Origin of the sequence: Lapillicoccus sp. (assembly GCF_046595215.1) — a bacterium.
Taxonomy (GTDB): domain Bacteria; phylum Actinomycetota; class Actinomycetes; order Actinomycetales; family Dermatophilaceae; genus Lapillicoccus.
Window position 1 is genome coordinate 1 of the sequence record NZ_JBKJPP010000045.1, and the last position, 20,131, is coordinate 20,131.

Here is a 20,131-nt window from a genome sequence, read left to right on the forward strand (position 1 = left end):
TCGCTCCAGAACAACAGCCCCACCAACCACAAAGATCAGCTTCACCGCCACCCCAGAAACGACATACTTGGCATCGATTTTTGGCACGCTGTTGAGTTCTCAAAATTCGGACGCACACCAACACCCCACACCACAGTGCAGAACATCAAGGCAACCACACCAAACTACCCGCACGCATCTTGGGCGTCAAATCCGCGACCCGCTCTCAGAACGGCCGGACCCGAACACACGTGGCTTTCGGCGGGACTCTCATGCTAGCAGGCTTGCCGACCATCTCCCGCTGCCCTGAGGGCCGTTCGGGACGTGCTGGCGAACCTGTTGCTGAGGTGATGTCGACCCGTGGGACCGGCCTGCTTCGTGCGGGGGCTCGCGCTCCCGCTCGGTGGCGTCCGTTCCTCCCTCTCGGGCTGACAAGCATGACCCTAGACGGACCACCGCAGGAAAGCCAAATCCGGGGTGTCGGTGACCCCCACCCAGCTGGGGAACCGCGCCAGTCCGTCTGCGCCACAAGGGTTCTGGTCAGGCAAGGCGCGCCGCGGCGAGGCTCTTGCGGCCGCGGCGGAGCAGGGCGACACGTCCGTGCAGGAAGTCCTGCGTGCCGAGGACCTGCTCCGGGTCCGTCACCTTGACGTTGTTGACCGAGGCGCCACCGTCTGCGATGGCCCGTCGGGCGGCGTTCCGGGAGTCGACGAGTCCGACCGCCACGAGCGCGTCCACCACCGAGCTCCCCACCTCCACCATCCCCCCGGGGAGCTCCGACGTGGCGTCCATCAGGGTGCGAGCGTCCAGCGTCGTGACGTCGCCCTTGCCGAACAGCGCCTCCGACGCCGCCTGGACCGCCAGCGTCGCGGCCGTGCCGTGCACGAGGGTCGTCACGTCGGCGGCCAGCGCCCGCTGCGCCTCACGAAGGAACGGCATCTGCGCCGACGACTCCCCGAGCCGCGCGATGTCCTCCGTCGAGCGGTCCGTGAAGGTCTCCAGCATCGGGACGACGGACGCGTCCTCGACATTGACCCACCACTGGTAGAACGCGTACGGGCTCATCATCTCTGCGCTGAGCCACAGGGCGTTGCCCTCGCTCTTGCCGAACTTGCGCCCCGAGGCGTCGGTGACCAGCGGCGTGGTGAGGAGGTGGACCGAGGCCCCCTCCACCTTGTGGATGAGGTCGCTGCCCGCGGTGAGGTTGCCCCACTGGTCTTGTCCCCCGGTCTGCAGGGTGCACCCGTACTCGCGGTAGAGGTGGAGGTAGTCCAGGCCCTGGAGGATCTGGTAGCTGAACTCGGTGTAGGAGATGCCGTCCTTGCTCTCGAGGCGGGCGGCGACCGCGTCCTTGCGCACCATCTGGTTCACCCGGAAGTGGCGGCCGATGTCGCGCAGGAAGTCCAGGGCCGACAGCGGCGCCGTCCAGTCGAGGTTGTTGACCAGGATCGCGGGGTTGTCCCCCGTGAAGTCGAGGAAGGGCTGCACCTGGCGCTCGATGCGCTGCACCCAGTCGGCGGTCTGCTCCTTCGTCCTGAGGACCCGCTCGGCCGTGGGCCTCGGGTCCCCGATCAGGCCGGTCGAACCACCGACCAGGCAGATCACCCGATGGCCGGCACGCTGGAGGCGGCGCAGCACGATCAGCTGGACGAGGTTGCCCATGTGCAGGGACGGCGCCGTCGGGTCGAACCCGCAGTAGACCGTGATCGGTCCCCCGGCGAGTGCCTGGCGCAGCGCGGACTCGTCGGTGGTCTGGGCCACCAACCCCCGCCGCTGCAGCTCGTCGAGGATCTCGCTCACGGTCTCGGCTCTCCTTCGTCGCGGTGACAGCGGCCGCCGGGCCGCACGGCACCACCCTGCCCTATCACCCGGCCTCGCCCGACACGCCTCTGGTGCGAGGGCCGCCCGTCGACCTCCGCCGCAGCCCTCGTGCGCCGCAGCACGGCAGGCTCAGTGCGGCGGGAGGGGGCGCACACGGACCTTGCCGGGCCGGTAGGGCGAGACGGTGCGCTCACCATGGAGGAAGAAACGCCACGGGTATGCCGTGCCGTCACCTCCCGGCCCGGACACCCCGACCCGGGGGCCCGTCCGGATGTGGGCGGGATCAAGCGGTGCGGCGGCCGCGCGGAGCTGGAGGTCGATCGTGCCGGGTGACCCGAGCCCGGCCGCAGGGCCACAGAAGTCGAGCGCGGTGTGTGCGCCGGTCAGACCCAGTGTCGTGGCCAGCTTGGCGGGCCCGCGACACCAGTCCCGTTCCGGCGCCTCCGGTCGGCGCGCGGCCGCGACCCCGTGGCCCGCGATGACCTCGCCCGCCCGGACGAGCACCGCCGAGGCATCGCCCACCGATCCGGTGACCAGGCAGAGCATCCAGTGCATGCCGTAGGTGAGGTAGACGTAGGTGACCCCAGGCCGGCCGAACACCGGCGCGTTGCGCGGTGTCTCACCCCGGAACGTGTGCGAGCCGGGGTCGATGCGATAGCCGTCGTAGGCCTCCGTCTCCGTGATCCGCACGGTGACGCCCCCGTGGCTGAGGGTGCACCCCAGCAGCTGGGGAGCCACCAGGAGGACGTGCCGCGCGAAGAACGACCGACCGAGCCGTCGCGGCACCGCTCAGCCCCGACCGACGCCGAAGGACCGCGCCCCCGCAGCCGCCTCGCGCGCGGCCACGAGCTGCTCACGCACCCGGACCGGCGCCGTGCCGCCGCGGGCGTCGCGGGAGGCGAGCGAGCCCTGGACGGACAACACCTCGCGCACCGCCGGCGTCAGACGTGGGTCGACGGCCGCCAGCTCCGCGTCCGTCAGGTCCCACAGCTCGATCCCCCGGGGCTCGCACTCGCGCACGCACGCGCCGGCGACCTCGTGGGCGACGCGGAAGGGGACGCCCTCGCGCACGAGCCACTCCGCGATGTCGGTGGCAAGCGCAAAACCCTGGGGCGCAAGGGATTCGAGACGCCCAGTGTGGAACTTCAGGGTCGCGACCATCCCGGAGAACGCCGGCAGGAGGACCTCGAGGGTGTCGACGGCGTCGAAGACCGGCTCCTTGTCCTCCTGCAGGTCGCGGTTGTAGGCCAGCGGGAGCGCCTTGAGCGTCGTGAGCAGTCCGGCGAGGTCGCCCACCAGGCGGCCGGCCTTCCCGCGGGCCAGCTCCGCGACGTCGGGGTTCTTCTTCTGCGGCATGATGCTCGACCCGGTGGAGTAGGCGTCGTCGAGGGTGACGTAGGAGAACTCCTTCGTGGCCCAGAGGACGATCTCCTCGGCGAGGCGGGAGACGTCGACGGCGATCATCGCTGCGACGAACGCGAACTCGGCTGCGAAGTCCCTGCTCGCGGTGCCGTCGATCGAGTTGTCCACCGAGCGCGAGAAGCCGAGCTCGACCGCCACCGCCTCGGGGTCGAGGCCGAGCGAGCTGCCCGCCAGTGCGCCGGAGCCGTAGGGCGAGACATCGGTCCGACGGTCCCAGTCCACGAGCCGGTCGACATCGCGCAGCAACGGCCAGGCGTGGGCGAGGAGGTGGTGCGCGAGCAGCACCGGCTGGGCGTGCTGCAGGTGGGTGCGCCCGGGCATCGCGACCTCGATGTGGGCCCCGGCCTGGGCGATCAGCGCGTCGACGACGTCGAGGACGAGACCGGAGACGACCCGGGCCTCGTCGCGCAGGTACATCCGGAAGAGGGTGGTCACCTGGTCGTTGCGAGAGCGACCGGCGCGCAGGCGTCCGCCGATGTCGGTGCCCGCGCGTTCGATGAGGCCGCGCTCGAGGGCCGTGTGCACGTCCTCGTCGTCGGGGGCCGGGGAGAAGCTGCCGTCGGCGACGTCCGCGTCGAGCCGGTCGAGGGCCTCGAGCATCGCCGCCAGGACCGGGGCGTCGAGCAGTCCGGCGGCGTGGAGCACCCGGGCGTGCGCCCGGGAGCCGGCGATGTCGTGGCGGGCCAGGCGCCAGTCGAAGTGGGTGCTCTTCGACAGGGCGGCGAGCGCGTCGGCAGGGGCCCCGGCAAAGCGTCCACCCCACAGGCTCACCGCGCTTCGACCGTCGCCGGCCGGCTGGTCCGACCCCTGCGTGGGTGGGCCGCCGGCCGGCTGGTCCTCGTCGGACATCGGCTGGTCCTCGTCGGACATCAGGTCTGCTCCTGGCTCAGTCGTGGGCACCGGTGAGGTCCAGCAGCCGCTTCGCCACCGTCCGACCTGTGCTCGTGGTGGTCGTGATGATGAGGATGGTGTCATCCCCGGCGATGGTGCCCACGACGTCCCCCAGGTGGGACTGGTCGATGCACGACGCCAGGTAGTTCGCCGCCCCCGGGGGGGTGCGCAGCACGACCTGGTTCGCCGAGGACTGGGCGCTCACGAGCAGCTCCTCACAGGCCCGCCGCAGCCGCACGGGCACCTCGTCGGTGGCGACCGTGGAGGGGAGCTGGCCGCCGCGGCCCGGCACGGCATACACGAGGGTGCGTCCGCGACGGACCTTGACCGCGCCCACCTCGACGAGGTCACGCGACAGAGTCGCCTGGGTGACGTCGATGCCGTCCGCGGCGAGGAGGGTGAGCAGCTCGCCCTGGGAGCGGACGTCGTGTCCGAGCAGGACCTCGACGACGCGCGACTGGCGGGCGGTGCGCGTGGTCGCCGTCATCCGGCGACTTCGGCGGCGTCGAGCAGCCCCGGCAGCGCGGCGAGGAAGGAGTCGATCTCGCCCTGACCCAGGATCAGCGGCGGGGCGAGGCGCAACGCGTCCGGCGCCACCGCGTTGACGAGGAATCCCGCCGCGCGGGCCAACGACATCGCGGACGCCGCGACGGGTTGCGTGAGCGTGATCGCCAGCAGCAGACCCCGGCCGCGGGTCCCCGAGACGCGCGGGTGTCCGAGTGCCTCGACACCGTCGGCCAGAGCGGCGCCCATCCCGGCGGCATGGGCGAGCAGTCCGTCGGTCTCGATGGTGCGGATCGTCGCGAGCCCCGCGGCACAGGCCAGCGGGTTGCCGCCGAACGTCGAACCGTGCTGGCCGCCGGTGAGCAGTCCCGTGACTGCGGGGCCGTAGGTAACCAGCGCTCCGACGGGCACTCCGCCGGCCAGGCCCTTGGCGAGGGTGACCGCGTCGGGGACGACGTCGGTCGCGTGGTGCGCGAGCCAGTGGCCGGTGCGGCCCATGCCGCACTGGATCTCGTCGAGGACCAGGAGTGCGCCGGCGCGGGTGGTCAGCTCACGCGCCAGTCGCAGGTATGCCGGGTCGGCGAGGATGACGCCCGCCTCGCCCTGGATCGGCTCGAGGACCACGGCAGCGAGGTCGTCGCCGGCCTCGGCCACTGCGGCCTCGAGGGCGGCGGTGTCGTTGTAGGGGACGTGGGTGACGCCGGGCATGAGGGGCTCGAAGGGGGCGCGATAGGCGACCTTCCACGTCAGCGCGAGGGCGCCCGTTGTCCTGCCGTGAAAGGCGTTCTGGGCCGCGATGATCCGCGAGCGCCCGGTGCGGCGGCTCAGCTTGATCGCGGCCTCGATCGCCTCGGCGCCGGAGTTGGAGAAGAAGACGCCGGAGCCCTCGGGGGCCCGGCAGATCTCGATGACCTTCTCGGCCAGCTCGACCTGCGGCTCGGACGTGAAGAAGTTCGAGATGTGCATGACCTGCGAGACCTGCTTGGTGATCGCCTCGACGAGGGCCGGGTGGCCGTGGCCGAGGGTGTTGACGGCGATGCCCCCGAGCAGGTCGAGGTAGCGCTTGCCGTCGACGTCGACGACGTAGCAGCCGTCGCCGTGGGACAGCACGGTCTGTGGGACACCGAAGACGGGGATGAGGGCTGCGCGGTAGCGGTCGAGGAGCTCGTCGGCGTGCGTCATGGGTGCACCACTGTCGTGAGCCCCGGCTCGTCGGGGACCACCATCGTGCCGATGCCCTCGTCGGTGAAGACCTCGAGCAGGAGCGAGTGGGGCTGACGCCCATCGATGACGTGCGCCTGGGGGACGCCGCCGTCCACCGCCCGGATGCAGGCCTCGAGCTTGGGCACCATGCCGGACTCGACCGTGGCCAGCAGCTCGCGGGCATCGGTGAGCGCCAACCGTGACAGCAGCGAGTCGGGCTCGGGCCAGTTGGCGTAGATGCCCTCGACGTCGGTTAGGACGACGAGCTTATGGGCCTTCAGGGCCACGGCGATCGCCGATGCGGCCGTGTCGGCGTTGACGTTGAGGATTTGTCCCTCCGCGTCGAGGTCGGGCGCGACCGTCGAGACCACCGGGATGCGCCCGGCGTCGAGGATGTCGGTGACGGCCGACGGGTTGACGCTCGCGACGTCGCCGACGAGGCCGAGGTCGACCTCCTGGCCGTCGACGAGGCCGGTGCGCTTGCGGGCGCCGAGTAGGCCGGCGTCCTCACCGGACAGGCCCACCGCCAGGGGCCCGTGCTGGTTCAGCAGGCCGACGAGCTCGCGCCCGACCTGGCCGGTCAGGACCATCCGCACGACCTCCATCACCTCGGGGGTCGTCACCCGCAGGCCACCCTTGAACTCGCTCGTCAGGCCGAGCCGGTCGAGCATCACGGCGATCTGCGGACCGCCGCCGTGGACGACGACCGGCCGCAGCCCGGCATACCGGAGGAAGGCGACGTCCTGCGCGAAGGCGAGCTTCAGCCCGTCGTCGAGCATCGCGTTGCCGCCGTACTTGACGACGACGAGGGCGCCCCGGAAGCGCTCGAGCCAGGGCAGCGCCTCGACGAGGGTCTGCGCCTTGCCCGCGGCGACGCGCAGGGCGGCGGCGTCGATGACGCCACGGATGTCGGACATGGGACAGTCCTCCTCAGGAGCTGTAGGCGGAGTTCTCGTGGACATAGTCGTGCGTGAGGTCGTTGGTCCAGATCGTCGCGGTGTCCGCGCCCGCGTGGAGGTCGACGAGGACGTGGACGGTGCGGGCGCTGAGGTCGACCTCCGACCGGTCCTGCCCGACGCCGCCTGCGCGACAGACCTGGACTCCGTTCATCGACACGTCGAGCTCGTCGGCCTCGAACCGGGCCGCGGTGGTCCCGACGGCGGCGAGCACGCGGCCCCAGTTGGGATCGGCGCCGAAGATGGCGCACTTGAAGAGGGCGTTGCGGGCGATCGACCGAGCGACCTCGAGGGCCTCGTCGACCGAGGCGGCGGAGCGCACCTCGATCTCGATGTCGTGGTGGGCCCCCTCGGCGTCGGCGATGAGCTGTCGGGCGAGGTCGAGGCAGACGCGCGTCGCGGCGGCGCTGAGCTCGGCCGCGCTGACCCGGGCGCCCGATGCGCCGGACGCCAGCAGCAGCACCGTGTCGTTGGTCGACTGGCACCCGTCGGAGTCGATCCGGTCGAAGCTCACCGACGTGGCCGCGCGCAGGCTCGGCGCCAGGTCGTCGGGCTCGATGACGGCGTCGGTCGTGATGACGACGAGCATCGTCGCCAGGGACGGGGCGAGCATGCCTGCGCCCTTGGCCATACCCGAGAGGGACCAGCCGTCGCCCGCATGGGTGGCCTGCTTGGGGACGGTGTCGGTCGTCATGATCGCCCGGGCTGCGTCCTCGTGCCCGCTGGTGTCGAGGGCCGCAGCGGCGACATCGACGCCCGCGAGGAGGAGGTCCATCGGGAGCCGTTCGCCGATCAGGCCCGTCGAGCAGACGGCGACGTCGGTGGCCGAGATGCCCAGGACCCGCGCGACGTGCTCGGCGGTGCGGTGCGTGTCGAGGAACCCCGGGGCCCCGGTGCAGGCGTTGGCGCCGCCGGAGTTGAGCACGACGGCGTCGACCCGCCCGTCAGCCAGGACCCGGCGGGACCAGGTGACCGGCGCCGCGACGACCCGGTTGCTCGTGAACACGGCGGCGGCGTGGTGATCGGGGCCGTCGTTGATGATCAGGGCGAGGTCGGGCTGGCCGCTGGTCTTGAGACCAGCGGTGACGCCGGCCGCGCGAAAGCCCTGGGGCAGCTGGACGTCGGTCACGGTGCCACTCCTGCCATCGGGAGCCCGGTCGTCTCGTCGAGGCCGAGCGCGAGGTTGGCACATTGGATCGCCGCGCCCGCCGTGCCCTTGGTGAGGTTGTCGATGGCGGACACCACGACGACGCGCCCGGCGCTCTCGTCGAGGACCACCTGCAGCAGCACGTGGTTGCTGCCGACGACGTCGGCGGTGCGCGGCCACTGCCCGTCGGGCAGGACATGGACGAACGGCTCCTCCTCGTATGCCGTGAGCCAGGCCCCACGGACGTCTGCCGCGGTCGTGCCGGGCAGGACCCTCGCCGTGCAGGTCGCCAGGATGCCGCGCGACATGGGGGCCAGGGTCGGCGTGAAGGACAGGGTGACCGGCGCTCCCGCGGCAGCGGTGAGGTTCTGGACGATCTCCGGGGTATGCCGGTGGCTGCCACCGACGCCATAGGGCGACATCGAGCCCATCACCTCCGCGCCGAGCAGGTGGGCCTTGAGTCCCTTCCCGGCCCCGGACGTGCCGCTCGCCGCGACGATGACGACGTCGTCCGGGGACAGCAAGCCGGCCGCAAACCCCGGAGCGAGCGCCAGGGAGGCGGCCGTCGGGTAGCACCCGGGGACGGCGATCCGACGGGCTCCGACGAGGCCGGCACGGGTCCGGCCGCCGCCGTGGACCGGGAGCTCGGGCAGGCCGTAGGGCCAAGAACCGGCGTGGTCGCTGTCGTAGAACCGCGTCCACGCGGCGGGGTCGCTCAGCCGGAAGTCGGCGCCGCAGTCGATGACGACGACGTCCTCGGGGAGCCGCCCGGCAAGGGCCGCAGACGCACCGTGCGGGAGGGCGAGGAACACGACGTCGTGTCCCGAGAGGGTCGCCGCCGTCGTCGGCTGGAGCTGCCTCGAAGCCAGCGGCACGAGGTGGGGGTGGACCTCGCCGAGCAGCCGGCCTGCGGACGAGTCGGCGGTCAGGGCGCCGATGGTGATCCGGGGATGACCCAACAACAACCGCAGGAGCTCCCCCCCGGCATACCCGCTGGCGCCTGCCACTGCCGCTGTCGTCATGTGCATGATCATACATGAACGTGATGATCTATGCAGACGCCACCTCCTCGGTGCCCTTCTTCGGTGGAGGTATATCCGGGACCTCTAGCGCTCGGATATACCTCCACCCGTGACGTGGGCGGGGTCTGGTGGGCGGGGTCTGGTGGGCGGGCGGGTCAGCGCTGGGTGGCGCCGACGGCCAGGGTTGCTGAAGCCACCGCGGCGTCCCGGAAACCGTTGACCTCCTCGGTCGTCAGGGTCCGGTCGCTCGCGCGGAACACGAGCCGGTAGGCCAGCGACTTCCTGCCGCCGCCGACCTGCTCGCCGACGTAGACGTCGAAGAGTGTCACCGCCTCCAGGAACTCCCCCGCACCCGAGCGCAGGGCGGCCTCCACCTCGGCTGCCGTCACCTGGTCGTCGACGACGAGGGCGACGTCGGTGAGCGCGGGCGGATGGGTGGAGAACGGCTCGAACTGGGTCGTCGGCGCGCTGGCCCGGGTCAGGACGTCCACGTCGAGCTCGGCGGCGCAGGTGCGGGACGGGAGCCCAAGTGCCGCAAGGGCCTTCGGGTGCAGCTCTCCGGCGTGACCGACGAGCGTGCCGTCGGTCAGCGTGATCCGGGCGCAGCGCCCCGGGTGCCACGGGGCATGGTCGGTGTCGGCCTCGACCCGGGTCTCCACCGCCAGCGCCGTCGCGACAGTGGTCGCCGCCTCCACGACGTCGGCCCACGTCGCCACCCGACCGGCGCCCCACCAGCCGGAGCGCTCGGACTCACCGCAGACGATCAGCGCCACCCGGCGCGGCTGCGGCGGGACGGCGTCGTTGATGGCCGCGATGGTCGCGTCATCGGGCCGGGCACCCACGCCGGGGACCGGGGCCGTGTGGCTGGAGTCCGGCCCGGGCCGCGTCACGAGACCGACCTCGAACAGGGCGATGTCCTTGTGCCCGCGGGAGAGGTTGCGCCGGGCGGCCTCGACGAGGGTCGACAGGACCGACGTGCGCATCAGGGGCAGCTCGTCGGAGAGGGGGTTCGCCACCCGGACCGCGTTGCGCCGGTCGTCGTCCGCGTCGAGACCGAAGGCGTCGGCCAGCTGCTCCGACACGAAGGGGTAGGTGAGCACCTCGACGAGACCGCGGCCGACGAGGGCGTTGGCCACGATGCGGCGCACTCGTTGCCCGTGGGTCAGGCCCCGACCGCCGGACGGCGTCGGGTTGAGCGACGGGATCCGGGCGTAGCCGTCGATCCGCGCGACCTCCTCGGCGTAGTCCGGCCCGTCGACGAGGTCGGGCCGCCAGGAGGGCGGCGTCACGCTGACGAGGTCAGGCATTTCGCCGTTCGCCGTATCGCCGCCCTCGACGACCAGGCAACCCAGCTGGCGGAGGATCTCGACGACCCGCTCGCGGGGGTATTCCACCCCGACGAGCCGGGACGGGCCCGTCACGTCGAGCTCGAACCCCCGTCGTGGTGACGTCTCGTCGAGGTCGGTGACCCCGTCGTCGACGGTGCCGCCCCCGTGCTCGACGAGCAGGTCGACCGCCCGTTGGGCGGCCGCGGCGGGCAGGGCTGGGTCGACGCCGCGCTCGAAGCGCTTCGACGCCTCGGTGACGAGCCGGTGCCGGCGCGAAGACCGGGCGACGGTGGTCGGGTCGAAGTGGGCGGCCTCGACCAGGACGTCGGTCGTCGACGCGTCCACCTCGGAGGTCTCCCCGCCCATGACCCCGGCGATGGCGAGCGGCACGTCGCCGCCGTCGGTGATGAGCAGGTCCTCGGGGTCCAGGGTGCGCACGACGTCGTCGAGGGTCGTCAGTCGCTCCCCCGCCCTGGCGCGGCGGACCTCGACGGCGCCGCTGAGCTTGGCGACGTCGAAAGCGTGCAGCGGCTGGCCCAGCTCGAGCATGACGTAGTTCGTCACGTCGACGGCGAGCGAGATCGGGCGCATCCCCATCTGGGTCAGGCGCCGCTGCATCCAGGCGGGCGACGGCGCGGTCGGGTCGATGCCACGCACGATCCGCGCGACGTACCGGTCACAGCCCGCGCGGCCCTCGAGCGGGACGTCGTCGGCCAGCCGCACGGCATATCCGCCGTCGTTGGCCCGGGGCGTCCGGACCGCCGCCGGGTCACGGAAGCCGTCCTCGGGCGAGCCCTGGGCATGCCAGTACTCCCGGGCGAGGCCGCGCAGGGAGAAACAGTAGCCGCGGTCCGGGGTGACGTTGACCTCGACGACCTCGTCACCGAGGCCGAGGAGCGCGATGGCGTCGTCGCCGGGATCGAGGCCCGCGACGGCGTCGGCGCCGAGGTAGTCCGCGAGGACGATGATGCCGGCGTGGTCCTCGCCGAGCCCGAGCTCGTCCTCCGCGCAGATCATCCCGTTGGACATCCGGCCGTAGGTCCTGCGCGCCGCGATGGCGAAGTTGCCCGGGAGGACGGCGCCGGGCAGGACGACCACGACGAGGTCGCCGACCACGAAGTTCGTTGCCCCGCAGACGATCTCCTGGGGAATCCCCTCGGTCAACCGCTGTCCGTGGGGACCGACATCGACGGTGCAGTAGCGGATCGGCTTGCCGTTCTTCTGCACCTGCTCGTCGAGCGAGAGCACCCGGCCCACGACGAGCGGGCCGGTGATGTCACCGCCGTGCAGGTCCTCCTCCTCGAGACCGACGGACACGAACGACGCCGCGACGTCGCGCCCGGTGGCGGTCGGCGCGAGGTCGACGTACTCCATGAGCCATCGCAGCGGTGCCCGCACGTCAGACCTCCATCCCGAACTGCTGCGAGAAGCGGACGTCGCCCTCGACGATGTCCCTCATGTCGGTGACTCCATGTCGCAGCTGCAATGCCCTCTCGATGCCGAGTCCGAAGGCGAAGCCGGTGTAGACGTCGGGGTCGATGCCGCAGGCGGTCAGCACCTTGCGGTTGACCATGCCCGAGCCGCCGAGCTCGATCCAGCCCGAGCCGCCACAGGTGCGGCAGGCGACGCTGTCGTCGGCGCGCCCCGAGCCGTGGCAGGCGAAGCACTCGAAGTCCGTCTCCATCGACGGCTCGGTGAAGGGGAAGTAGGAGGCGCGCACGCGGGTGCGGGTCCCCGCACCGAACATCACCCGCACGAAGTGATCCAGGGTGCCGCGCAGGTGCGCCATCGTCAGGCCCCTGTCGACGGCCAGCGCCTCGATCTGGTGGAAGACGGGGGTATGCGTGGCGTCCAGCTCGTCGGTCCGGAAGACCTTGCCGGGGGCCACGACGTAGATCGGCGGGTCGCGGTCGAGCATCGTGCGAATCTGGACGGGCGACGTCTGGGTGCGCAGGACGAGCCCACCGTCTGGCGGGTCGACGAAGAAGGTGTCCTGCATCTGGCGGGCCGGGTGGTCCTTGCCGAGGTTGAGTGCATCGAAGTTCATCCACTCGGACTCGACCTCAGGCCCCTCGACGACCTCCCAGCCCATGCCGGTGAAGGCATCCATCAGGCGCTCGGTGGTCAGCTCGAGGGGATGGCGGGCGCCCGCGGGCCGGCGAGCGACCGGGGTCGTGACGTCGACCGACTCCTCGACGAGGATCCGCCGGTCGCGCTCCTCCTCGAGCTCGGCCAGGCGGGCCGCGTGGGCCCGGCCGAGCTCGACCATCGCCGCCCCCACGCGCTTGCCCGCCTCCGCCTTCGCGCTCGGCGGAAGGGCCCCGATCTCACGCTTGGCGAGGGCCACGGTCCCCTTGTCGAGGTGCGCGAGCCGGGCGGTCTTGAGCTCCTCCAGCGAGCCGGCCGACCGGAACGCCGCAGTGGCCGCGATGACCGCGTCATCGAGGTGGGTGGGGTCGAGGTCAGCGACCTCGACCGGGTCGTACTGCTTGTTGGGTCCAGACATCGCTTTCACTTCTCGTCGGTCGAGCGCACGAATCACCCTGACGCTGCGGGCTCGTCGGGGTCGCCGCCCGAGTCTAGGTGCAGGGCGCCGGACGGTGGTGCGGGATCCGCCGAGGCGAGCAGAGGTGGGCTACTGGAGGTGCTCCGGGGCTCCGGTCGGGAGCACCACCCGGAACTCGGCAGCGCCTCCGGCCGTCCGCCCCACCGAGATCCGGCCGCCGTGCGCCTCGACGAGCCCGCGCACGATGTACAGGCCGAGCCCGGTGCTGCCTCGCTTCGAGCCGTGCCAGAACCGGTTGAAGATCAGGGGAAGGTGCTCCTCGGGCACACCGTCGCCCTCGTCCGAGACGATGACCACGATCGCGGGCCGTCCCGACGCGACCTCCCCGGTGTCGGCCCTGATCTGCAGGGTGACCGTCCCGGCCCCGTGGCGAATCCCGTTCTCGAGGAGGTTGCCGAGGATCTGCTGGATCCGGTCCGGATCAGCCCAGACCTCAGGCAGCTCGGGGTCGCACTCGACCACGATCCGCACCTCCACGGGGCTGGCCGTCTCGATCCGCTCGATGTGGCGCCGCGCCAGCGCCTCGAGGTCGACCGGTTGAGTGCGCACGTCGAGCCGCCCGGCGTCGATCCGCGACACGTCGAGCAGCTCGGTGATCAGTCGCGTAACGCGGTCGGCGTCGATCTCGATCGTCTCGATCATGAACCGCTTCTGCTCATCGGTGAACTTGTCCCACCGCCGCAGCAGGGTGGTCGAGAAGCCCTTGACCGACGTCAGGGGTGATCGCAGCTCGTGGGCGATGGTCGAGATGAGGGCGGCATGGTCCTGCTCGGCGCGCTGGCGCGCCTTCGCGTCGCGCACCGACATCAGCACCCGCTCGACGGGACCGCGGCGCCCCTCCCGGATGTACTTCGCCGTGATGAGGACCTCCGCGCCCGTCGCGGTCCAGAGCAGCTTCTCACGGTGTCCCTTGACGATGTGCAGGGTGCGCCACGGATCGGCGAGGTCCCACCAGGACCGTCCGTCGCTGTCTCGCAGCGGAAGGCCGTCCTGGACCGCGCGACCGAAGAGCTGGCGTTCGTCCATGCCGAGGATCCGTCCCGCTCGGCTGTTGGCGTAGCGGACCACACCCCCCCCGTCCACGACCACCAGCCCGTCGGGCAGGACCTCGGACATCGCGACGACATGCGCAGGCGCTCCCAGTGCCTGGGTGTCTGCGACGTCGGCGGGCAGCGTCATGCCGTGGAGCCTACCGATGCCCTGGGCGCACGAGTGGCCCGGTCACTGTGGCCGACGCTGGGCGGTCGCCGAGGCATAGAGGCAGATCGTCGCGGCCATCGCGAGGTTGAGCGACTCGGCCCTGCCGTGGATCGGGACCCGCACGACGTGGTCGCACCGCCCCCGGACCTCCCCGGGCAGGCCCCACGCCTCGTTGCCCATGACCCAGGCATGCGGGCCGCTGAGGTCCACGTCACCAAGGAGGAGCTCCCCCGCGCCGTCGGCAGCGAGCAGCAGGAGCCCGGCTGCGCGAACCTGCTCGACGATCTCGTCGATGCCCAGGCCGGTCACGACGGGCAGGTGGAAGAGCGAGCCCGCCGTGGAGCGCACCACCTTGGGACCGAAGACGTCCACGCTGTTGTCGCTGATGACGACCGCATCCGCCCCGGCCGCGTCGGCGCCGCGCAGGACGGTGCCGGCATTGCCGGGGTCGCGCACGTTGATGAGGACGCACAGCAACCGCGGACGCAGGGCGAGGACGTCCTTGAGCGACGCCGTGGCGACGCGGCATACTGCGAGCAGTCCCTGGGGTGCATCGGTCTCGACCATCGCGGCGAGGACCTCGCCGCTCACCTCGTGGACTGCCAGCCCGACGGACACGGCGGCCTGGACCAGGTCGCCGTGGCGGACGACCGCGTCGGGCGTGGCGTAGACCCCACGTACGAGGTCGGGGCGGTGGGACACCGCCTCACGCACCGACTGGGGCCCCTCGGCAACGAAGAGCCCCTGTCGGGAACGGACCGCGCGCCGGGACAACGCCCGCACCGCCCTGACCCGATCCGATCGGGGGTTGGTCAGCACCGGACCCTCATGGTGCCTGTGTCATCGATCCTGTGTCCCGGCGCGCCGGTGTGCTGCCGCTCAGGCGGCCGTGCTCGCGTCGGCCTTGTCCTCGGTCACGGGGACGTTGGCGCGGGCGATCTCGACCAGGGTCGCGAACGCGACCTCGTCGTTGACCGCCATGTCGGCGAGGATCTTGCGATCGACCTCGACGCCCGAGGCCTTGAGGCCCTGAATGAAACGGTTGTAGGTCATGCCGTTGGCGCGGGCGCCGGCGTTGATGCGCTGGATCCACAGCCGACGGAAGTCACCCTTGCGGGCGCGACGGTCGCGGTAGGCATACCCGAGTGAGTGGGTGACCTGCTCCTTGGCCTTGCGGTAGAGCCTGGAGCGCTGCCCGCGGTATCCGCTGGCGCGCTCGAGGGTCACCCGGCGCTTCTTCTGGGCGTTGACGGCCCTCTTCACGCGTGCCACGTGAGTTCTCCTTCTGCTGGTGCTGGGTGTCTGTCGGAGCGTCTGCTACTTGCCGAGGAGCTTCTTGACCTTCTTGGCATCGGGCTTCGCGAGCTGGACGTCATTGGCGATGGACCGCATCTTCTTGCTCGACTTGTGCTCGAGCAGGTGGCGACCGCCGGCCTGCTCACGCATGACCTTGCCCGTGCCCGTGAGGCGGAAGCGCTTCTTCGCACCGCTGTGCGTCTTCATCTTCGGCATGGCTGGCGATCTCCTTCATTCGTTGCGTCCTGGGCGGGGCGGGCCCGTCAGGTCGTGCGGGTGTCGTGCGGGTGTCGTGCGGGTGACGTGTGGGTCAGGCCGACGCGTCGGTCTGGGCCTCTGGGGCGTCCTGCTCGGCGGACGGCACCCGGGGCGCGTCGTCCTGGACGGCGTCCGCCTGGGGCGCATCGCCCTGGACGGAGGCGCCCTGGCCGAGCTCGTCCTTCGGGGCCTCGGGGCCGAGGTTGTCCTCGACCCGGTCGTCCTCACGACGGCGGCGCTGCTCGGCCTTGGCCTCGGACTTCCGCTTCGTCGGACCGAGGACCATGATCATGTTGCGGCCGTCCTGCTTCGGGCTGGACTCGACGAACCCGAGTTCGCCGACGTCCTCCGCGAGGCGTTGCAGGAGCCGGAAGCCGAGCTCCGGGCGTGACTGCTCGCGGCCGCGGAACATGATCGTCACCTTGACCTTGTCGCCGGCCTTGAGGAACCGCTCGACGTGGCCCTTCTTGGTGCCGTAGTCGTGCGGGTCGATCTTCGGGCGGAGCTTGATCTCCTTGATGACCGTGTTGACCTGGTTCTTGCGTGCTTCTCGGGCCTTCATGGCCGCTTCGTACTTGAACTTGCCGAAGTCCATGAGCTTGGCGACCGGAGGGCGTGCCATCGGGGCCACCTCGACGAGGTCGAGATCTGCCTCCGCGGCGAGACGCAACGCGTCCTCGACGCGGACGATGCCCACCTGTTCGCCGTTGGGGCCGACCAAGCGCACTTCCGGGACCCGGATGCGCTCGTTGATGCGAGGCTCGCTGATGTGGTGCTCCTTCGAGGTCGGGAAAGGTGTCGACCACCTCGGACGACGAGAAAGGCTCCTCGCCACCATCGGTGCGCGAGAAGCCTGCTTCCCCTCCGTTCCCAGGTATGCCGGGCAGTCACCTGCCTGACACGGCGCACGGGCACCCGCTCCCCGCGACGCGGGGACCTGGCAGACCATGTCCGGACCCTGGACCCGGCGACCTGTGGAACTGGCGATCGGCGCGGGTGGAAGCGTGCTGCTTCACTTGCACGACGAGCCCTCGAGACGTCCTCGGACTCATCTGGTCCATCTCAGGGTATCAGCGGGGCCCGTCAGGTCCCAATCGCGTGACTGACCGCGTCTCGTCGCGGGGCGGCGCCCGGATCCGCCCCCGTAGACGTCGCGGCGTCTCCCGACCGGGAGGCCGGTCCGTGCCCTCGGCGGCGCGTGACCACGATCGCTCCCACCACGGCGACGAGCAGGCCCGCGACACTGACCGAGACGAACCCCGCGGGCCACCCGCCGCCGTCGATCGCGAACCCCGCGACGGGCGCGCCGAGGGCGGCGCCGGCGGTCATCGACGAGCCGTGCCAGCCCATCGCCTCGCCCCGAGCGCGTTCAGGGACGATCCGGCTGAGGTGGTCGACGGTCGCGGTGATCGTCGGGGCGCAGAAGATGCCCGAGACGACGAGGAGGAGCACGAGCACCGGCAGGTCTGTTGCGAGCGCGACCGGCGCCGTGGCGAGGGCCAGGCCCCCGAGCAGCCAGAACACGGACACCGAGCGGTGCCAGGCGCCGTAGACCACCCCGCCGAGGACGGAGCCGAACGCCCACAGCGCGAGGACCCAGCCGATGTGCTGCTGCGCCCCCAGGGCTCGCAGGCTGGCGATGATCGACACGTCGGACCCGGACAGCACGACGGTGGACGCGGCCGCGGCGGCGAGGACGGCGAACAAGGGCAGACCGAGCCACTCCCGGCGCGGCGGGGCCGGGGTCTCGGCGGAGGCATCGTGGTCGCCGCGCAGGCGGGGGTTGAGCACCCACAGGACCGTGCCGGCGACGATCGAGAGCCACTCGAAGACGAGGATCGCCCACGCCGTGTCCCACACCGTGGCGGCCCACACCCCGAGGGCCGGGCCGGCCATGAAGGAGAGCTCGGTGGCGACGGAGTCGAGGGACAGGGCCGTGCGTCGCTGCTCCTGAGGCACGGCGTTGATGATGATCTGCCGGACGATCGAGAAGGTCGGCACGACGAAGAGACCGGCCATCGCCGCCAGGCCCATCAGCCACCAGTAGTCCACCCACGGGGCGATCGACCAGCAGACGGCCTGGACGATCAGGGACGGCAGCACGACCCGGCGCAGTCCGCGTCGGTCGAGCAACCGGCCCCGCCAGGGTCCCGAGACGGCGATGGCGACCGTGGCCGCGCTCGTCACCAGGCCGGCCGCGCCGTAGGACCGGTGCAGCGCATTCACGACGTGCAGGGTGAGCAGGACGCCTCCGGCGAACAGGGGGATCCGGATGAAGAGCCCGAGCAGCAGCCCCAGGCGTGCATCGGGGACGGCCAGGACGGGACGGTAGGCGGACAGCTGCATCCCCTCAGCGTGTCACCCCTCACCGACGGGCCGCGACCGGTTTGCCGGGAGTCGCCGGAACACCGACAGTTTGCTTGACTCGTTCCAGACAACGTGGTTTGGTTGATCGATGATCTCCGAGCTCGAGCGTCGCCTGCGTGCCGTCGACCTGCGGGTCACGGGCCCGCGGCTCGCCGTCCTCGCCGAGCTGGACATCCACCCCCATGCCGACGCCGACACGATCGCCACCGGGGTACGTCGTCGTCATCACCCCGTCTCGACGCAGGCGGTCTACAACGTGCTCGGCGTCCTGACCGAACGTGGCCTCGTGCGGCGCATCGAGCCGGCCGGCTCCCCGGCCCGCTACGAGAACAGGGTCGGCGACAACCACCACCACATCGTCTGCCGCTCCTGCGGGCTGATCGGCGACGTGGACTGCGCGGTCGGCGAGGCCCCCTGCCTCGACCCGAGCACGACCCACGGCTTCGTCGTCGACGAGGCGGACGTCACCTACTGGGGCTACTGCCCAGCCTGCCAGACCTCACGAGCTGCCGACGCCGCGGCGCCGGCCGAACGGCATACCCACGTCCACCCGAAAGTGAAGGAGACACCATGACTGCCAGCACGGACTCCACCAAGGAGTCGATCGAGACGGCCCCCTCGAAGGAGGCCCACCTCGGCTCCACGACCGACAACGGCGCTCCCGCCGTCAGCGACCGCAACTCGCTGACCCTCGGCGCGGACGGCCCGATCCTGCTCCACGACGTGCACTTCCTCAACCAGATGGCGCACTTCAACCGCGAGCGCATCCCGGAGCGCAACGTGCACGCCAAGGGCTCGGGTGCCTTCGGCACCTTCGAGACCACCGAGGACGTCTCGAAGTACACCAAGGCCGCCCTCTTCCAGCCCGGGGTCTCCACCGACATGCTCGCCCGCTTCTCCACCGTCGCCGGCGAGCAGGGCTCCCCCGACACGTGGCGCGACCCGCGCGGCTTCTCGCTGAAGTTCTACACGACCGAGGGCAACTACGACCTCGTCGGCAACAACACGCCGGTCTTCTTCATCCGCGACACGATGAAGTTTCCGCACTTCATCCGCAGCCAGAAGCGGATGGGTGGCTCGGGCCTGCGCGACAACCACATGCAGTGGGACTTCTGGTCGCTCAGCCCGGAGTCGGCCCACCAGGTCACTTACCTCATGGGTGACCGCGGCATCCCCAAGACGTTCCGCCACATGAACGGCTACGGCTCGCACACGTTCTTGTGGATCAACGCGGCCGGCGAGAAGCACTGGATCAAGTACCACTTCCACAGCGACCAGGGTGTCGAGGGCCTGACCGGCGACGAGGCCACCCGCATCGCGGGCGAGGACGCGGACCACCACCGCCGCGACCTCTACGAGTCCATCGACGCGGGCAACTTCCCGAGCTGGACGCTGTCGATCCAGGCCATGCCGTTCGAGGAGGCGAAGACCTATCACTACAACCCGTTCGACCTGACGAAGGTCTGGCCGCACAGCGACTTCCCGCTCATCAAGGTGGGCACGATGACGCTGAACAAGAACCCGGACAACTTCTTCGCGCAGATCGAGCAGTCGGCGTTCGAGCCCTCGGCGGTCGTGCCCGGCATCGGGTTCTCCCCGGACAAGATGCTGCTCGGACGGGCCTTCGCCTACTCCGACACGCACCGCTACCGGATCGGCCCGAACTACCTGCAGCTGCCGGTGAACCGCCCCCGCGTGGAGCTCAACACCTACACGCAGGACGGCCCGATGGCCTTCGAGCACAACGGCAACGCCCCGGTCTACGCCCCGAACAGCATGGGCCGTGGCTACGCCGACCAGGTCGGCGAGGTCGAGGACGGCTGGGAGACCGACGGCGCCATGGTCCGGCAGGCCTACACCCTGCGTGCGGACGACGACGACTTCGGTCAGGCCGGCCTGCTCGTGCGCGAGGTGTGGGACGACGCCCAGCGTGAGGCGTTCGTCGCGACGGTGGCAGGCCACCTCCTCGGCGGAGTCAAGAGTCCCGTGCTCGAGCGGGCGTTCGACTACTGGAAGAACGTCGACGCCGACACCGGCAAGAGGATCGAGGAGATGGTCCTCGCCGGCAAGGGCGGGACCAACCCCGGTGGCGAGGCCGACGACGCCAGGAAGATCGAGAACCCCATCGTCGAGAGCGCGACCTACGCCCGGACCTGACCCGTCGATCACCC

The 20,131-nt window shown here is 71.0% G+C and carries 18 protein-coding genes; 2 read left to right on the forward strand and 16 right to left on the reverse strand.

The genetic code is table 11. The features are described from left to right. Positions 1-519: 519 nt before the first annotated feature. The 16 genes from tyrS to ACLL9L_RS04340 all read right to left on the reverse strand — a co-directional run bounded on the left by tyrS (position 520) and on the right by ACLL9L_RS04340 (position 17,939). Positions 520-1,779 (reverse strand): tyrosine--tRNA ligase, encoded by a 1,260-nt coding sequence (gene tyrS, locus ACLL9L_RS04265; RefSeq protein WP_411283404.1) that lies wholly within the window; start codon positions 1,777-1,779, stop codon positions 520-522. 150 nt (positions 1,780-1,929) lie between these two features. Next, entirely contained in the window at positions 1,930-2,586 is a 657-nt protein-coding gene (locus tag ACLL9L_RS04270) for a DNA-3-methyladenine glycosylase (RefSeq protein WP_411283405.1), read from the reverse strand. Between the two features lie 3 nt (positions 2,587-2,589). Then, positions 2,590-4,092, reverse strand: a complete 1,503-nt coding sequence (argH, locus tag ACLL9L_RS04275) for an argininosuccinate lyase (RefSeq protein WP_411283406.1) — start codon at positions 4,090-4,092, stop codon at positions 2,590-2,592. A 16-nt stretch (positions 4,093-4,108) separates the two neighbouring features. Further along, positions 4,109-4,600 carry an arginine repressor gene (locus ACLL9L_RS04280; protein WP_411283407.1) on the reverse strand — a complete coding sequence of 164 codons (492 nt, stop codon included), beginning with the start codon at positions 4,598-4,600 and terminating at the stop codon, positions 4,109-4,111. Further along, positions 4,597-5,799: an acetylornithine transaminase gene (locus ACLL9L_RS04285; RefSeq protein ID WP_411283408.1), complete on the reverse strand. Its 1,203-nt coding sequence runs from the start codon at positions 5,797-5,799 to the stop codon at positions 4,597-4,599. The genes ACLL9L_RS04280 and ACLL9L_RS04285 overlap by 4 nt, the downstream gene beginning before the upstream one ends. Then, complete coding sequence (gene argB, locus ACLL9L_RS04290) at positions 5,796-6,737, reverse strand: acetylglutamate kinase (protein ID WP_411283409.1); 942 nt, start codon at positions 6,735-6,737, stop codon at positions 5,796-5,798. Before argB ends, ACLL9L_RS04285 begins: the two co-directional genes overlap by 4 nt. 13 nt (positions 6,738-6,750) lie before the next feature. Next, complete coding sequence (gene argJ / locus ACLL9L_RS04295) at positions 6,751-7,905, reverse strand: bifunctional glutamate N-acetyltransferase/amino-acid acetyltransferase ArgJ (protein WP_411283410.1); 1,155 nt, start codon at positions 7,903-7,905, stop codon at positions 6,751-6,753. Continuing rightward, entirely contained in the window at positions 7,902-8,945 is a 1,044-nt protein-coding gene (gene argC / locus ACLL9L_RS04300; protein ID WP_411283411.1) for an N-acetyl-gamma-glutamyl-phosphate reductase, read from the reverse strand. The genes argJ and argC overlap by 4 nt, the downstream gene beginning before the upstream one ends. Before the next feature lie 155 nt (positions 8,946-9,100). Further along, positions 9,101-11,671, reverse strand: a complete 2,571-nt coding sequence (gene pheT / locus ACLL9L_RS04305; RefSeq protein ID WP_411283412.1) for a phenylalanine--tRNA ligase subunit beta — start codon at positions 11,669-11,671, stop codon at positions 9,101-9,103. Position 11,672: 1 nt separating this feature from the next. Then, on the reverse strand, positions 11,673-12,779 hold the full coding sequence (gene pheS, locus ACLL9L_RS04310) for a phenylalanine--tRNA ligase subunit alpha (RefSeq protein WP_411283413.1): 1,107 nt from the start codon (positions 12,777-12,779) through the stop codon (positions 11,673-11,675). A gap of 129 nt (positions 12,780-12,908) precedes the next feature. Further along, on the reverse strand, positions 12,909-14,018 hold the full coding sequence (locus ACLL9L_RS04315) for a sensor histidine kinase (RefSeq protein WP_411283414.1): 1,110 nt from the start codon (positions 14,016-14,018) through the stop codon (positions 12,909-12,911). Positions 14,019-14,060: 42 nt separating this feature from the next. Beyond that, positions 14,061-14,858 carry a TrmH family RNA methyltransferase gene (locus ACLL9L_RS04320; protein WP_411283415.1) on the reverse strand — a complete coding sequence of 266 codons (798 nt, stop codon included), beginning with the start codon at positions 14,856-14,858 and terminating at the stop codon, positions 14,061-14,063. A gap of 60 nt (positions 14,859-14,918) precedes the next feature. Then, positions 14,919-15,311, reverse strand: coding sequence for a 50S ribosomal protein L20 (rplT, locus tag ACLL9L_RS04325; protein WP_411283416.1), 393 nt, complete (start codon positions 15,309-15,311; stop codon positions 14,919-14,921). 45 nt (positions 15,312-15,356) lie between these two features. Beyond that, positions 15,357-15,551 carry a 50S ribosomal protein L35 gene (rpmI, locus tag ACLL9L_RS04330; RefSeq protein WP_411283417.1) on the reverse strand — a complete coding sequence of 65 codons (195 nt, stop codon included), beginning with the start codon at positions 15,549-15,551 and terminating at the stop codon, positions 15,357-15,359. Between the two features lie 94 nt (positions 15,552-15,645). Beyond that, positions 15,646-16,431 (reverse strand): translation initiation factor IF-3, encoded by a 786-nt coding sequence (infC, locus tag ACLL9L_RS04335; RefSeq protein ID WP_411283418.1) that lies wholly within the window; start codon positions 16,429-16,431, stop codon positions 15,646-15,648. Between the two features lie 245 nt (positions 16,432-16,676). Continuing rightward, positions 16,677-17,939, reverse strand: coding sequence for an MFS transporter (locus ACLL9L_RS04340; RefSeq protein ID WP_411283419.1), 1,263 nt, complete (start codon positions 17,937-17,939; stop codon positions 16,677-16,679). 109 nt (positions 17,940-18,048) lie between these two features. On the opposite strand from ACLL9L_RS04340, the gene ACLL9L_RS04345 reads away from it, so the two are divergent. Both ACLL9L_RS04345 and ACLL9L_RS04350 read left to right on the forward strand, forming a co-directional pair. Then, positions 18,049-18,534: a Fur family transcriptional regulator gene (locus ACLL9L_RS04345; RefSeq protein WP_411283420.1), complete on the forward strand. Its 486-nt coding sequence runs from the start codon at positions 18,049-18,051 to the stop codon at positions 18,532-18,534. Further along, positions 18,531-20,117, forward strand: coding sequence for a catalase (locus ACLL9L_RS04350; RefSeq protein WP_411283421.1), 1,587 nt, complete (start codon positions 18,531-18,533; stop codon positions 20,115-20,117). Before ACLL9L_RS04345 ends, ACLL9L_RS04350 begins: the two co-directional genes overlap by 4 nt. Positions 20,118-20,131: the final 14 nt, after the last annotated feature.